Annotated in this window: 13 protein-coding genes; 8 read left to right on the top strand and 5 right to left on the bottom strand. The window is 52.1% G+C overall.

The window, feature by feature from the left end; all coding sequences use genetic code 11:
* The first annotated feature begins 157 nt into the window (after positions 1 to 157).
* Positions 158 to 1,339, top strand: coding sequence for a sugar efflux transporter SetB (gene setB / locus FDW88_RS14365; protein WP_117343457.1), 1,182 nt, complete (start codon positions 158 to 160; stop codon positions 1,337 to 1,339).
* On the opposite strand, the gene FDW88_RS14360 is transcribed toward setB, so the two are convergent.
* The gene (locus FDW88_RS14360) at positions 1,336 to 1,590 is read right to left on the bottom strand and encodes a YkgJ family cysteine cluster protein (RefSeq protein ID WP_115258019.1); all 255 of its coding nucleotides are present in this window, start codon (positions 1,588 to 1,590) and stop codon (positions 1,336 to 1,338) included. The two genes, setB and FDW88_RS14360, sit on opposite strands and share 4 nt — an antisense overlap.
* 157 nt (positions 1,591 to 1,747) lie before the next feature.
* Here FDW88_RS14360 and yeiP point away from each other — a divergent pair, with 157 nt between their 5' ends.
* Positions 1,748 to 2,320 (top strand): elongation factor P-like protein YeiP, encoded by a 573-nt coding sequence (gene yeiP, locus FDW88_RS14355; RefSeq protein WP_096756467.1) that lies wholly within the window; start codon positions 1,748 to 1,750, stop codon positions 2,318 to 2,320.
* Between the two features lie 56 nt (positions 2,321 to 2,376).
* Here yeiP and torD read toward each other — a convergent pair whose 3' ends face one another.
* From torD to torC, 3 genes are read right to left on the bottom strand one after another with little or no spacing between them, the layout of a single operon-like run.
* Positions 2,377 to 3,009 carry a molecular chaperone TorD gene (gene torD, locus FDW88_RS14350; RefSeq protein WP_135911726.1) on the bottom strand — a complete coding sequence of 211 codons (633 nt, stop codon included), beginning with the start codon at positions 3,007 to 3,009 and terminating at the stop codon, positions 2,377 to 2,379.
* The gene (gene torA / locus FDW88_RS14345) at positions 2,999 to 5,497 is read right to left on the bottom strand and encodes a trimethylamine-N-oxide reductase TorA (protein WP_137362810.1); all 2,499 of its coding nucleotides are present in this window, start codon (positions 5,495 to 5,497) and stop codon (positions 2,999 to 3,001) included. Before torA ends, torD begins: the two co-directional genes overlap by 11 nt.
* A gap of 15 nt (positions 5,498 to 5,512) precedes the next feature.
* A complete protein-coding gene (gene torC / locus FDW88_RS14340) occupies positions 5,513 to 6,640 on the bottom strand; it encodes a pentaheme c-type cytochrome TorC (protein WP_137362809.1) in 1,128 nt (375 codons plus the stop codon).
* Positions 6,641 to 6,806: 166 nt separating this feature from the next.
* Between torC and FDW88_RS14335 the strand changes: the two genes are divergently transcribed.
* Positions 6,807 to 8,279, top strand: coding sequence for a PLP-dependent aminotransferase family protein (locus FDW88_RS14335; protein ID WP_137362808.1), 1,473 nt, complete (start codon positions 6,807 to 6,809; stop codon positions 8,277 to 8,279).
* A gap of 46 nt (positions 8,280 to 8,325) precedes the next feature.
* Here FDW88_RS14335 and uxuA read toward each other — a convergent pair whose 3' ends face one another.
* Complete coding sequence (gene uxuA, locus FDW88_RS14330) at positions 8,326 to 9,516, bottom strand: mannonate dehydratase (RefSeq protein ID WP_117343452.1); 1,191 nt, start codon at positions 9,514 to 9,516, stop codon at positions 8,326 to 8,328.
* 202 nt (positions 9,517 to 9,718) lie between these two features.
* Here uxuA and FDW88_RS14325 point away from each other — a divergent pair, with 202 nt between their 5' ends.
* From FDW88_RS14325 to FDW88_RS14305, 5 genes are all read left to right on the top strand, one after another.
* Complete coding sequence (locus FDW88_RS14325) at positions 9,719 to 11,185, top strand: mannitol dehydrogenase family protein (protein WP_137362807.1); 1,467 nt, start codon at positions 9,719 to 9,721, stop codon at positions 11,183 to 11,185.
* 119 nt (positions 11,186 to 11,304) lie between these two features.
* Entirely contained in the window at positions 11,305 to 12,291 is a 987-nt protein-coding gene (locus FDW88_RS14320) for a GTP-binding protein (protein WP_096756460.1), read from the top strand.
* A 33-nt stretch (positions 12,292 to 12,324) separates the two neighbouring features.
* Positions 12,325 to 13,038, top strand: coding sequence for a phosphatase PAP2 family protein (locus FDW88_RS14315; RefSeq protein ID WP_115258012.1), 714 nt, complete (start codon positions 12,325 to 12,327; stop codon positions 13,036 to 13,038).
* A gap of 413 nt (positions 13,039 to 13,451) precedes the next feature.
* Positions 13,452 to 14,021, top strand: coding sequence for a bifunctional murein DD-endopeptidase/murein LD-carboxypeptidase (gene mepS, locus FDW88_RS14310; RefSeq protein ID WP_096756458.1), 570 nt, complete (start codon positions 13,452 to 13,454; stop codon positions 14,019 to 14,021).
* Positions 14,022 to 14,203: 182 nt separating this feature from the next.
* The gene (locus FDW88_RS14305) at positions 14,204 to 15,766 is read left to right on the top strand and encodes a cyclic di-GMP phosphodiesterase (RefSeq protein ID WP_135911720.1); all 1,563 of its coding nucleotides are present in this window, start codon (positions 14,204 to 14,206) and stop codon (positions 15,764 to 15,766) included.
* The last annotated feature ends 93 nt before the right edge of the window (positions 15,767 to 15,859 follow it).

The raw sequence follows: 15,859 nt of genomic DNA, 5'->3' as shown, positions 1-15,859 counted from the left end.
AAGGAAGCTAAGTTATCGATTTCAGCATCGTCAGCAGGCTGTTTTTACAGACTGAAATGCTATTTTGATTTTTCATGCCGATTTTGATTTCGCGCCCTGTTTATTTTCTGACAGGCAGCGTAAACTCCGCGTCTCTTCACATCACAGATATTGAAACATGCATAACACCCCGGTAGCCGCCTCCCCCAAGTCGTTTGATTTAACGTCTTCGGCGTTCCTGCTTGTCGCTTTTCTTACGGGTATCGCCGGCGCATTGCAGACCCCTACGCTCAGCCTTTTTCTGACCGATGAAGTTCATGCCCGTCCGGGTATGGTCGGTTTCTTTTTTACCGGTAGCGCTGTCATCGGCATCCTGGTAAGCCAGTTTTTAGCTGGGCGTTCTGATAAGAAGGGCGATCGCAAAAATCTGATCGTTTTTTGCTGCGTACTGGGGATGCTGGCCTGTGTGCTGTTTGCCTGGAACCGTAACTATTTTATCTTGCTGTTTGTCGGCGTCTTCCTCAGTAGCTTTGGATCGACCGCTAACCCGCAAATGTTTGCCCTCGCCCGCGAGCATGCTGACCGCACGGGCCGGGAAGCCGTCATGTTCAGCTCTATTTTGCGTGCTCAGGTTTCGCTGGCATGGGTGATTGGCCCGCCGTTAGCTTACGCGCTGGCTATGGGTTTCAGCTTTACGGTGATGTATCTGAGTGCCGCCGTTGCGTTTATCGTCTGCGGCGTCATGGTGTGGTTGTTCTTACCGTCGATGAACAAAAATGCGTCCCTCGCCACGGGCGCGGTGGAAGCCCCGCGTCGTAACCGGCGCGATACGCTGTTGCTGTTCGCTATCTGTACATTAATGTGGGGCACCAACAGCCTGTACATCATTAATATGCCACTGTTTATCATCAACGAACTGCATCTGCCGGAAAAACTCGCAGGCATTATGATGGGCACCGCCGCCGGGCTGGAAATACCGACGATGCTCATTGCCGGATATTTTGCTAAACGTCTGGGCAAGCGTTTGTTGATGCGGATCGCCGTGGTCGCCGGTTTCTTCTTTTATGCCGGAATGCTGTTGGCGCATTCGCCGGTCATTCTGCTCAGCTTGCAGCTGCTGAACGCGATTTACATCGGTATCCTCGGCGGTATTGGCATGCTCTATTTCCAGGACTTAATGCCAGGACAGGCGGGCTCTGCAACCACTCTTTACACCAACACCATCCGCGTGGGCTGGATTATTGCCGGATCGCTGGCCGGTATTGCCGCTGAAATCTGGAACTACCATGCGGTGTTCTGGTTTGCGCTGGTGATGATTATCGCCACGGTCTTTTGCCTGGCGCGGATCAAAGACGTTTAAGGTGCGGTGAGCGCTTCAAGCTCAATAAGGTACACCATAGCCTGGCGCGTTGTCTGACCACACATTTCAGCGCTGGGCTGTAAGCCTGCACACACTTTTGGCCGCAGTGTGGAACCAAAAATTTTACAGCGCAGGAATTCATCAAGCTGAACGCATGGCGTATTGGCGGGCTTGCCCTCAGGCATGCCGGGGATGGGGCTGGAGATAGAAGGCGCAGTGCAACATGCGCCACAATCCGGACGGCATTCCATACAATATTCTCTTTAAGGTAAACCCGCGGATTGTGTAGGTAGCGAACAGTACCACCTTTTTTGCACCCGCAAAAGTGCGAATTCCGCTTGCCTGAATGACCCGGCGCGAGTAGTTTGACGCGATATTTTAGACACTCCTCACTACAGGATTTTTTCGATGCCAAGAGCGAACGAAATTAAAAAAGGTATGGTACTTAACTACAACGGCAAGCTGCTGATTGTAAAAGACATTGATATTCAATCACCGAGCGCACGTGGTGCAGCCACGCTGTACAAAATGCGTTTTTCTGATGTCCGTACCGGCCTAAAAGTCGAAGAGCGCTTCAAAGGCGACGATATTGTGGATACCGTCACCCTGAGCCGTCGTGGCGTTGATTTCTCTTACGTCGATGGCAACGAATATGTCTTCATGGATAAAGAAGACTATACCCCGTATACCTTCACCAAAGACCAGATCGAAGAAGAGTTGCTGTTTATCCCGGAAGGCGGAATGCCGGACATGCAGGTGCTGACCTGGGATGGCCAACTGCTGGCGCTTGAACTGCCGCAGACCGTAGACCTTGAGATCGTTGAAACCTCACCTGGTATTAAAGGTGCGTCAGCCAGTGCACGTAACAAGCCAGCCACCCTGACCACCGGCCTGGTGATCCTGGTTCCTGAGTATCTGAGTGCCGGTGAGAAAATCCGCATTCATATCGAAGAACGCCGTTATATGGGGCGTGCAGACTAACGTTTCTGCTAAGACACAGACTAAAAGGGACAGCGCACGCTGTCCCTTTGCTGTTTTCAGCGCTGACTGCTGAGATAAAAATCATCCATCAATAATGATTCCAGATACTGCTCATCCTCGCGCATAAAACGCACGATGACATTAACCGCCTGAGGGTAAAAGCCCTCGCCGTCGCGATGCAGACAGCTATCCCGGAACAATGATGCCCAGCACATAATATGATGATGCAAAAAGTAATATTGCTCGGCGACGCTCTGCTCTTTGCCTACCATTTTCGCCATTAACGCCAGCTGTACCGCAATATGATCGGCAGGTTCATTCTCCCGCGCAGCCAGCTCCTGTTCAACTAACAGCACATTCATTTGCCGTCGCTCTTCAGGTGCCGTCGTGTGCGGGTAATGCCCTGCATAAGGAGACACGCTCTGTGGAGGGGCCAGCAAAAACAGTGAAGCAAAATCGGCCGCCAGCTCCAGTTGTCGGCATTCGCGCCGCAGCACCTGAGCCAGACTACGCGCTAACTTTTTGACGTCAGCAGCCAGTCCGGGGATCCCCGTCAGTGAGGTCATCCACTCCCGGCTCTCCTCGCTCTCAAGACGGGCTAATTGCTTCTCGTCCAGTTCACGAAACAGCAGTTGCGAAAACCACTGATATACTGCTGCACGCTGCTGATGAATGTGATTATGCGGCACTGGCCCCCTCCTCTTTCACTGTCTCAGGTCCACCGAAAGCGGTTACTTGCGGGGCCTTCTGCTGGAAGCGTTCAACCTCTACCAGCACGGAATGCGCGGAAGGGCCTTGCGCCAGCTGCGATGTTCCAATATCCGCACTCAGGACATTCGGATCGCCATAGGTGCATAGTGTCCCGGTTTTCCCGCCTTCCTGCGGGGAATACCACGCGCCCTCATGAATGCGGATCACGCCAGCGGGAAAATCGGCGCTAATCACTACGCCCGCCAGCACCTGACCTCGGGCGTTAAAGACGCGAGCAATATCTCCGGCTTTTAAACCGCGGGCGGTTGCATCCTGCTCGCTGATGTAAAGCGGCTCTCTGCCAGCCACCGCGTAGGTGTTACGAAACGCCTCGCTTGAGCATAACTGCGAGTGCAGACGCTTGTCCGGGTGACAGGATTGCAGATGCAGCGGATATTTATTCGTCTTGCCCTGATGGCTACGTTCAAACGGCTCCATCCACACCGGGTGTCCTGGACAATCTTCATATTGAAAACCCGCGATGGTTTTACTGTAGATTTCAATAAGCCCCGACGGGGTGCCTAACGGATTAAGATCGGGCTGGTCGCGGAACTCACCGTGGCGCACCCACAGCTGCCCCGCCGGATATTCAATATATCCGTCCCCTTTCCAGAAGGTATCAAAGTCCGGTAAGGTGACGCCGAGCGATGCGCCCATTTTCACACCTTCGTCATAAAGCGCTTGTATCCACTGCATTTCATCGCGATTTTCACGATATGCCACTTCTTTATCAAAGCGCTTACACAGCCCGGCAAATACGTCAAAGTCGTGACGTGCCTCATATTGCGGTTTGACCACCTGACGCAGCGCCATCAGTCCTTTATTCGAATGCGTGCCAAACTGCTCAATGTCATTCCGCTCAAAGCGCGTAGTGACGGGCAGGACAATATCGGCAAAACGACAGGATGCGGTCCATTGATGATCTAACACCACGACGGTTTCCAGCTTCTTCCATGCCTCAATCATGCGGTTGCGATCCTGCTGCGCATGGAACGGATTGGCCGCGCTGTAGACGGCCATTTTGATATCAGGCCAGGTTAACGTTTCACCGTTGAAGGCAATTTTCTTACCCGGCGCAAGCAGGCAGTCGACGATACGCGAGGTGGGAATATGCGCCGATGCGCCACGAAAATCCGCTTTATATTTCGCCTCTGGGGGATTGTTAATACTTCCCAGCCCCGACAGCACAGGCCCGACCGACGTTACCGTTCCACCGCCGTTGTAGTGCCAGCCAAATCCTACACCGCCGCCCGGTAAACCAATTTGTCCGACCATGCTCGCCAGCACCACCAGCATCCAGGGATACTGCTCTCCGTGGTGCATACGCTGGACGCACCAGCCGCCCATAAACTGCGTGCGGCCTTTCACCAGCAGGCGGGCGAAGTCACGGATTTGTTCTGCGCTCAGGCCACAGATTTGGGCTGCCCATTCGGCGTTTTTCACCTGCTTGTCAGTCTCGCCCGTCAGGTACGGTAAAAACTGTTCAAAGCCGACGGTGTAATCGTTAATAAATGCCGTGTCGTACAGTTTTTCTTCATACAAGGTGTGCGCGAGCGCCAGCAGCAAAGCAACATCGGTTTGCGGTCGCAGCGCCAGTTGTTCAGCACCCAGATAGTTTTGCGATTTACTGCGCACCGGATCAACGCTGATGACGCGCATTTTGCCCTGTGCGACCGCCTCTTTAATCTGCTGCCAGTAGCCAAACGCTTCGTGGTCGGGTACCAGGAATTCTATCTGCAAATTCTTAATCGGATCGCAGCCCCACAACACGATGGTATGGGTATTCTCAATCACCAGCGGCAGCGAGGTTTGCTGCTCGTAGACTTCCAGCGAACCAATCACATGCGGCAAGATGACCTGTGCAGCCGCCGCCGAGTAGTCGCCAACGGTGGTGACATAGCTCCCGTGCAGGCCGAGCCCCCTGTCCATTGCGCCACCTGCTTTATGGTATTTGCCCACCATTTGCCAGTCGGCCAACCCGGTAAATACGCCGGAAGATCCGTAGTTTTTTTGCACCCGTTCCAGCTCTTCGTAAAACAGATCCAGCGCCCGATCCCAACTGACCCGCACAAAACGGTTATCACCGCGCTGGCTGCGGTCTGATTTTTCACGCTTACGTAACCAGTCCAGACGGACCATCGGGTAGCGGACTCGCGAAGGGTTGTAGACCACTTCACGTACTGCATTCAGCATATCGCACGGATATTTGTCGTGTTTAAAGGGCCGGGTTTCGGTCCACTCGCCGTTGACCACTTTGGCTTCAAAAGCGCCGTAATGCGAGCCGGACTGGATCCACTGTTCAGGGTTTTCTCCTGCCGCCCATACCTTTGATATCAGCGGGTTCGGCGCCAGCGCACTGGCGGCACCTACCGCCAGCATACCGCTCAGAAAACGGCGACGGGACGGATTAAAATCGTGAATATCCATACATTATCCTCTTTATTATTGGGGGGCAGGCACATCGCTGGCGTGCGTCTGGAGGTATTTCAACAGCGTGCGTTCTTCCACCGGATTAAGCCGGTAATAGGTCGACATCGCCTTCAGTCCGGCAATCCAGCCATTGGCGGTATAACGGATGGTCGGCGGTGTGCTGTGGCAGGCGCTGCAGGTGGATTGCAGCATTTGTTCCGAGTATTCCCACACCGGTGCAATACTGGTGATAAGCCCCTGCGCGGAGGTCCATGCGGTCACGCTCACTTGCTGCCACTGCTGGTGCGAATCTGGGTCAACCTGGGTTTGCAGAATTTTTACGTTTGCCATCAGGGAATCATCAAGCACCGCGGAGAAAACGCGTTTGCCCATAAACTGCGTGATAACCCGCCCACGGCCTTTGCTTTCACGCCACCCCGTCACTTCCAACTGGACATTACTGCCCTCTTTTTTCAGCACTCTGACTTCGGTGGCCGGAAAAAGTAGCGCTTTACCGGCGGGACTCCCAGCCGTTGCCGTCAGGGCTTTCTCGCCTAACGAAAACAGCGTGGTCGCCTCCGATGGCGTCTCTCCCTGGCGTTGGAGTTGCTTAAACCGATCGCGAAAACCGCTGCTCATATCAGGCTTGTGATGGGCAATACCTTTGTGACAGTCAATGCAGTTGCTGTCTTTCGCCGCCGCTGCGGTCATTTGTGCCGCTGCATTCGTCGATTGCTTGCCGTGATCCATCGCCTCATAGCTATGGCAGGATTTACAGGCCGCTGAATTATTGGCGCTCATTCGCGCCCACTCCCGCTGGGCAAGTTCTGCCCGTTTGGCGGTAAACTTTTCAGGCGTATCAATCGACGGGGAAATAAACGTATGGTAGAGATCGTTCAAGGCTTCCGTTTTGCGCAGAAGCGTCGGAACGATGCCTGGTGGAATATGGCAATCCTTACACTCGGCACGCACGCCGGAGGCATTGCGAAAATGTATGCTGGTCTGATATTCCTCCCCCACCGTACGCATCGAATGGCACGACAAACAAAACTCGGTGCTACTGGTGTAATGCACGCCTTGCCACGTTCCCCAAATGGCAAAGGCCATGGCAACGGCTCCACCGAATGCCCACCATAGTGCGTTCTTTCTCATCCACGACATATTTGGCTCCCTTATTTTAATAGCGACACGCTAAGGGATATTAAAAAAGGAGAATAGAGACACCGGCAGCAGAGTATAGGAACAGCGTTCACTCTATGAGGCGAGTCAAAATAGTTAAAAATGGAAACTCGTAATATGCGGCTATCGTTTTAATAAGGAATTTCTCATGCTGGCACTGTTTCTCAACAGAGAAAGCCGTACATCGCTGCAACTGCAGATCTTTCAATTTTATTTTCAGGCTATTCAGCGGGGGAATTTGCTGTGTGGGGACAAACTTCCTTCTATCCGCGAGCAGGCGCAGGCGCTGAATGTGGCCAAAATCACAGTCGTTATGGCGTATGAAAAATTGATGGCGGCAGGGTTGATTAAGAGCCGACAGGGTATTGGCTATGAAGTGATCTTTACTACACCAGTACGTACACCCGCGGCACACATACCGTTAGCCCAGGGTTCACCGCCGGTAAAGCCTGAGCCTGCAGGCGTTTCCACCGATGTTTATGGTGAGATGGGACGGGATTTTTATTGCCGGATGGGTGTCCCCGATCCCAATGCCTTTCCCTGGTCAAGCTGGCGAAAATGGAATAATGCTCCCAGCGTACTAAAAGAGCAATTGTTTACCCGATATCATTCACCAAATGGATTATTTTCATTGCGTGAGCAAATGGTCAGATACCTTAATCTATCCCGGGGAATTAATACTCGCGCAGAAAACATCATTATTACCAACGGAATTCAGGAAGGGTTATCACTGCTCAGCCAAATATTTATTATTCATCACGCGGCAAGTCAGGAAAAAAAGTGTCATATTGTGACCGAATCCCCTTGTTATTCTGGAGCCTGGCATCTGTTTAATTACTACGGTGCCGACATTACGCCTATCGCGGTGGATAATCAGGGACTGTGCACGGATAAATTACCCGAATATGCAACCCAACTTTGTTACGTGACGCCCGCACATCAGTATCCGATGGGGAGCGTGCTTTCAGTGGAGCGGCGTCTGTCGTTGCTGACCTGGGCGCAGCGTGTCGGGGCGTACATTATCGAAGATGATTATGATGCCGTTTTTACGTACGGCGAAAATCCCCTCCCCGCGCTGAAAGCCATGGATTATCACGATCGGGTGATCTATATGGGGACATTCTCAAAAACGCTGGGGCCGGGTGCGCGTCTTGGCTATCTCATTTGCCCGGATGAACTGCTCCCGGCAGTGCAGAATATGAAAGCGTTAAACAACAACGGCAGCCAGTGGTTATTGCAGCAGTTTCTCGCTGAGTTAATGCAAAATCAGGTTTTTTATACCCACCTCGGCAAACTGGCCTGCAGCTACGCGTCCCGGCTCGCGCTTCTCCGGGACGGTCTTTCTGCGCTGTTCCCCGACGGAAAAATTGACGGTGCAACGGCGGGCCTGCATCTCTCGTTACACATCGATCGCTCGCCCGACGTCATCGCCTTGCTGCAACAGCGCTGCCTGCAGGCAGGTGTTCGCTTTGATACGTTACAGGACATTGAAAATGGTTCAGAAGAAATCTGGCGCAAGGAGAACAACGCCGGGGTGATGTTTTTCGGTTTTGGCGGGTTGCAGTTACCGCAGATCAATAAAGTGCTGAGAGTGCTGGAGCAGGCGTTAATTCAGCCCTGAAGGCAGAACAGGGATCGAGCTACTCGCCCAATCCCTGTTGATGCCATTACAGCAGATCGCGGAACTGCGTTTGTTTCAGCGCCAGCTCAACGCCACGAACTTCTGCCAGCCCTTTCAGACGACCAATTGCGGAGTAACCCGGATTGGTTTTCTTGTGCAGATCGTCCAGCATCTGATGCCCGTGATCCGGACGCATTGGGATAGGACGCAGATCGCCCGCCTTCTTACGACGCTGTTCTTCACGCAGGATCGCCGCCACCACAGAGACCATATCTACGTCGCCCTGCAGGTGAGCACCTTCATGGAAGGTTTTCGGGTTATCTTCACGGCAGGTCGAACGCAAATGCGTAAAGTGAATACGATCGCCAAAGGTTTCAATCATTTTCACCAGATCGTTATCCGCCCGTACACCGTAAGAACCGGTACACATGGTGAAGCCGTTATAGATGCTGTCTACTGTTTCTTTCAACCACTGCATATCTTCAATGGTGGAAACAATACGCGGCAGGCCGAGGATCGGGCGCGGCGGATCGTCAGGATGCACGGCCAGGCGCACGCCTGCTTCTTCAGCTACCGGCACAATTGCGCGCAGGAATACGGCCATATTATTACGCAGATCGTCTTTGCTGATACCGTCATACTCCGCCAGGCGCGCGCGAAACTTGTCCAGCGTATAACCTTCTTCTGCACCCGGCAGACCGGCGATAATATTGCGAGTCAGCTTCTCTACATCGGCTTCGCTCATGGCATTGAAATAATCCAGAGCCTGACGCTGTTCTTCTGCGGTGTAATCCGCTTCCGCACCGGGGCGCTGCAGGATGTGCAGCTCAAAGGCCGCAAAAGCAATTTGATCGAAGCGCAGGGCTTTAGAACCGTCCGGGAGTTGATATTCGAGGTCAGTACGCGTCCAGTCGAGGATCGGCATGAAGTTATAGCACACGGTATCAATGCCGCAGGTCGCCAGATTACGGATACTCTGCTGATAATTGGCGATCCACGTTTGATACTGTCCGGACTGGGTTTTGATGTCTTCGTGAACGGGAATACTTTCCACCACCGACCAGGTCAGGCCCTTTTCAGCCAGAATAGCCTGTCGCTTTTGAATCTCTTCTACCGGCCACACTTCACCATTAGGAATGTGGTGCAAGGCGGTCACAACACCGGTTGCGCCAGCCTGACGCACATCATCAAGCGATACCGGATCGTTAGGTCCGTACCAACGCCAGGTTTGTTCCATTGCTTCACCTCACAAGTTGTTATACCAAATTAAGTTAGCTGCATGACGACTACCATACAGGCATCGGGAGGATGATCAACAGCACCCCAATGATTGATTGATCCAGCTCACATTCCCCGGATAAATAAGGCACACCAATTTAATTTGTTGTCATATAACTTTATACTGACATTGTTAATTAATGGTTAATTAGGTGTATTTAATGAAGACTATTGCCTCGGCGTCACTCCCCAAAAATGTACGCATGCCACAGTACGATCGCCAACGGTTAACCTCGCGGATCGTACATTTTGGTTTCGGTGCTTTTCACCGTGCTCATCAGGCATTGTTGACCGATCGCGTACTCAATACGCAGGGAGGAAACTGGGGGATTTGTGAGATCAGCCTGTTCAGCGGCGATCGACTAATGAGCCAGCTTCGCGAGCAGAATCACCTGTATACCGTGTTAGAAAAAGGCGCTGACGGTAATCAACCGATAGTGATAGGTGCCGTTAACGAATGCCTGAACGCCACGCTGGATTCGCTGGCGGCCATTATTGAAAAATTCTGTGAACCTCAGGTGGCGATTGTGTCGTTAACCATCACGGAAAAAGGCTACTGTATTGATCCGTCCACCGGGTCGCTTGATGTCACAAACCCACGCATTATTCATGATTTGCAGTCGCCGGATGAACCGCACTCAGCGCCGGGCATTATTGTCGAAGCCCTGCATCGCCGACGCGAACGCGGGCTGCCGCCGTTTACCGTACTCTCGTGCGATAACATCCCGGACAACGGGCATGTGGTGAAAAACGCAATTCTGGGCATGGCGCAAAAACGTTCGCCTGAGCTGGCGGCGTGGATACAACAGCAGGTCAGTTTTCCGGGCACCATGGTCGACAGAATTGTCCCCGCTGCAACCGACGAATCGCTGGAAGAAATTGCCCAAGCGCTGGGCATCGCTGACCCCTGTGGCATCAGCTGTGAGCCGTTTATCCAGTGGGTGATTGAAGACAATTTTGTCGCCGGCCGCCCACAGTGGGAAACCGTCGGTGTCCAGATGGTTGATGACGTGCTGCCGTGGGAACAGATGAAACTGCGGATGCTAAACGGCAGCCACTCGTTTCTGGCCTACCTTGGCTATCTGGCCGGATTTCAGCACATCAGCGATTGCATGCAGGATAACGCCTTTCGTGAAGCGGCTTACCGTCTGATGATGACGGAGCAGGCCCCCACGCTGCACATCACTAACGTCGATCTAAATCAGTATGCCGAAAGCCTGCTGCAACGTTTTGCCAATCCCGCACTGAAGCATAAGACATGGCAAATCGCGATGGACGGCAGCCAAAAATTGCCGCAAAGAATGCTGGAAGGGATCCGCGTACATTTATCACGGCAAAGCGACTGGCCTCTGCTGGCACTGGGCGTTGCGGGCTGGATGCGCTACGTGAGCGGCATTGATGATGCGGGTGCAGCCATTGATGTGCGCGATCCGTTGCGTGATAAGGTCCGCGCGCTTGTCGAGCACAGTTCCCTATCAGAGCGCGTCAGCGCACTGCTTTCCCTGCGCGAGATTTTTGCCCCCGATCTGGTGCAAAATCCGCAATTCGTCGAAGCTATCGAGCAGGCCTGGCAGAATATTGCGCAATATGGCGCGCATCAGGCCGTCATGCAGACGTTAAAAAATTAACAATTTCTGCCATTCAGCGGGACGAAGCACGCCTTCGTCCTCTCTGCCCTTCTCTTTTTATCCTTTTTTCGCCAGGATTGTTGAACGCTATAACAGCATTTGATGATTCTGGAGCCAACGTGACCAAAACCAACCTCATTACCGGTTTTCTCGGCAGCGGTAAAACCACCTCTATTCTTCATTTACTCGCCAACAAAGATCCCGCTGAGAAGTGGGCTGTGCTGGTCAATGAGTTTGGCGAAGTCGGTATTGACGGCGCGCTGTTGGCCGACAGCGGCGCACTGCTAAAAGAGATCCCCGGAGGATGCATGTGTTGTGTTAACGGTTTGCCGATGCAGGTAGGCCTTAATACGTTACTGCGTCAGGGCAAACCTGACCGGTTATTGATCGAACCTACCGGCCTCGGGCATCCAAAACAGATTTTGGATTTACTCACCGCCCCGGTTTACGAACCGTGGATCGATCTGCGCGCGACACTCTGTATCCTTGACCCTCGCCTGCTGCTGGATGAAAAAAGCGTCGCCAATGAGAATTTCCGCGACCAGCTGGCCGCCGCTGACGTTATCGTCGCCAACAAAACCGATCGCGCTACGGCTGAAAGTGAACATGCCTTGCAAACCTGGTGGCAGCACTACGGCGGTCACCGTCAGTTGGTTCATGCCGACCATGGACACATTGACACGCAGTTACTGGATTTACCGCGTCTGAATCTGGCAGAGCTTCCCACAAGTGCGGCACACGCCCACCAGCATGCCGACAAAAAAGGGCTGGCGGCACTGAGCCTGCCGGCACAGCAGCGCTGGCGTCGTAGTCTCAACAGCGGTCAGGGGCATCAGGCCTGCGGCTGGATTTTCGATGCGGACACCGTGTTCGATACCATCGGCCTGCTGGAATGGTCGCGTCTCGCGCCGGTAGGTCGCGTAAAAGGCGTCATGCGAATCAAGGAAGGATTGGTACGCATCAACCGTCAGGGTGATGACTGGCACATTGAGACCCAAAACGTCGCACCTCCGGACAGCCGTATTGAACTCATCTCGGACACCGAGACTGACTGGAACGCGTTACAGGGTGCATTGTTGAAGCTTCGTTTAGACGCTAACGCGTAAGGTTGCCTGCGATTTTGGCAATGGTGAACGACGATGAAAACCCGATACCCTTTTATTCTCCTGCTTAATATCGCAGGTCTGGCGCTGTTTCTGTCCTGGTATATTCCAGCCGGACATGGGTTCTGGTATTCCATCGATTTTGGTGTTTTCCATTTCTTCAACCAAAAACTGGTCGACAGCCCAATGTTCCTGTGGGTTGTCGCAATCACCAACAACCGCGCGTTTGACGGCTGCTCGCTGCTGGCAATGGGTGCCCTGATGCTGAGTTTTTGGCGCAAAGAAACCCCGGACGGTCGCCGCCGTATCATCGCAATTGGTCTGGTGATGCTGCTCACGGCGGTGGTATTAAATCAGTTAGGCCAGGCGCTTATTCCGGTTAAACGCGCCAGTCCAACGCTGATGCTGGATAATATTCATCGTGTCAGCGAGCTGCTGCATATTTCAACCAAAGATGCGTCAAGAGACAGCTTCCCGGGCGATCACGGCATGATGCTGCTTATTTTTTCCGCATTTATGCTGCGGTATTTCGGAAAAGTCGCAGGATTAATCGGCCTTATTATCGCTGTGGTTTTTGCCTTTCCTCGCGTAATGATTGGTGCTCACTGGCTTACTGATATCGTGGTCGGTTCGATGACCGTCGTTTTGATTGGCCTGCCCTGGTGGCTAATGACACCATTAAGCGACCGTTTGGTCACCCTGTTCACGAATTATCTCCCAGGTAAAAACAAACATTTTTTAAACAAATAACGCAGAGTAATTAACATCATCAGGGATACTTCTGATTCCCTGATGATATCTGACGATAATATCTCTTGCTGACTGTCATTCTCTTGTCATCTTATTCCTGTTGAAAATGAATGAATTGCGTGTTTTTCAGCCTAATTGTTCTTAATTTAGCCAATGCCGTTTATTCACTTTCTGTATCAATTTTTCTTATAAGAAATCACGTAAAATCACTCGCAATGACCGTGGCGATCGGGTAATCTCGAACTCGTTTTGCCTCGCGAGATAATTATTCTCTTTACGAATAAATTTGTGCGTTCCACCACAGATTTGACTATAAAGAATTGTCTCATCGTGCGTAGGTAATTAGTCTCGTCACGTTTGGCATTTTTTATAACGATATTTATCGTTAAGGACTTCAAGGGAAAACAAACAACATGGTCAAATCTCAACCGATTTTGAGATATATCTTGCGGGGCATACCCGCGATAGCAGTTGCGGTTCTGCTTTCTGCATGTAGCACAACGAACACCGCCAAGAATATGCATTCTGAGACGCATGCTGTGGGCAATGGAGATAACTCTTCACTGCAAGCCTCTCAGGATGAATTTGAAAGTATGGTACGTAATATCGATGTTAAATCTCGTATTATGGACCAATACGCTGACTGGAAAGGCGTGCGTTACCGCCTTGGCGGCAGCACTAAGAAAGGGATTGATTGTTCAAGTTTTGTACAGCGTACATTCCGTGAACAATTTGGTTTAGAGCTTCCTCGCTCAACCTACGAACAACAGGAAACGGGTAAATCCGTTTCGCGCACCAATCTGCGCACCGGCGATCTGGTTCTGTTCCGTGCGGGCTCTACGGGCCGTCACGTCGGTATTTATATCGGTAACAACCAGTTTGTACATGCCTCGACCAGCAGCGGCGTTGTTATTTCCAGTATGAACGAGCCTTACTGGAAAAAGCGTTACAACGAAGCCCGCCGGGTTCTGAGTCGCAGTTAATTCGTTTGGCAGCTATCCCTTGGCTATCCTGATGAGACAAATCAAAAGCACTGCTTAGGCGGTGCTTTTTGCTTTTCTTTTACACAACAGAAAAATCTCACGATAAGCGTCAATCCAGGCTATAGTCTTACAAATTAAGCGGTTTAATAATAAGCAGTTACTGCAGGTAAACATAAAGAACTATGTTCAAACGTGCCTCTTCTTCCGGTCGGAAAATCCTGATCACCTGTATTTTAACGGGGCTCGTCGTCGCCTTACTCGTCAGCACACTGCAATTTTTCGTCTCGTGGCATAAACGAGAAGTGAAGTACGACACGCTGCTCTCCGATATACAGAATTACGTCAAAAGTTACTTCTCAGAACTCAAAACGACCACCGATGAACTACAACCCCTGGTCACTGACAGTTGCCAACAAGTTGCCACGAAACTAACCTCCAGTGCGGCCTTTAGCCTGAACGTACGGGCTTTTTTGCTGGTAAAAGACAGCATCGCATTTTGCTCTTCCGCAACGGGCCCCATGAACACCCCCATCCAGGAGCTGATGCCGTCGATTAATATCAACCACGATATCGATGTGGCCCTGCTCCCGGGTACGCCGATGGTGCCTGACAAACCCGCAATAATGATTTGGTATCGTCATCCTGCCTTGCCGAATAGCGGCGTATTTAGTTCACTGAACATCAATCTGGCCCCCTATCTTCTCTATACCGCCCGGCAAGATGATTTTGACGGTATTGCTATTATCGTGGGCAAGACGGCTATTTCGACATTTTCAGCTCACCTGATACCCGTCTCCGATCTTCCTGATGCCTCAACCCCACGACAGGCGACGATTGACGGCCTGCCGGTGACCGTTCGATTGTACGCAGAAGAGTGGACGTATAACGATATCTGGTATTCCCTCATGCTGGGATGCATGGCTGGAATTATGGCGGCCCTGCTTGTCTGGTACTACATCTACACCCTCCGTTTACGGCCCGGGAAAGATATTCTGAACGCCATCAAGCACAATCAGTTTTATGTGGTCTACCAACCGGTCATGGAGATGCAAACGCTGGAGGTAAAAGGCGTAGAAGTCTTATTACGCTGGCGTCATCCAACGACGGGCGAGATCCCGCCTGATGCCTTTATTCATTACGCCGAATCGCAGCAAATGATTGTGCCACTCACGCAGCATCTCTTTAAGCTGGTGGCCAGCGATGCCCCTGCCCTGCAAAAAGTACTCCCCAAGGGCGCAAAATTGGGGATCAACATCGCTCCTTCACATTTGCATGGTGAGAGTTTCAAAGCAGATATTCAGGAACTGAGCGCCTCGTTACCCGCCAACTATTTTCAGGTGGTACTGGAAATCACCGAACGCGATATGCTCGATCAGCACGAAGCCACGAAAATTTTTGAATGGCTGCATGCTGCCGGACTCGAAATTGCCATTGATGATTTCGGCACCGGCCATAGTGCCCTTATCTATCTGGAACGTTTTACGGTCGATTACCTGAAGATTGACCGTGGATTTATCAATGCCATTGGTACCGAGACGCTGACGTCGCCGGTACTGGATGCCGTGTTGACACTCTCCAGACGCCTCAATATGCTGACGGTTGCTGAAGGCGTAGAAACGCAGGAGCAGGCCCGCTGGCTGCGCGATCGCGGCGTGCATTTCTTCCAGGGTTACTGGGTCAGCCGTCCGTTAAAGCTGGCTGATTTCGTACGCTGGATGGCGAAGCCAGATATGCCAAAGTGGTGATCGCACAGTGCGATTCGTCGATACACTACGCTTGCCGGAGCCTCCCCGAGGCTCGGACATGAGGTCCATCGGCTGGTGGACAAGAAAAGGAAA

Origin of the sequence: Citrobacter sp. wls829 (assembly GCF_005280825.1) — a bacterium.
GTDB lineage: Bacteria > Pseudomonadota > Gammaproteobacteria > Enterobacterales > Enterobacteriaceae > Citrobacter > Citrobacter gillenii.
The sequence above is the reverse complement of the archived record's forward strand: the minus strand, read 5'-3'. Positions and strand labels throughout refer to the sequence as shown.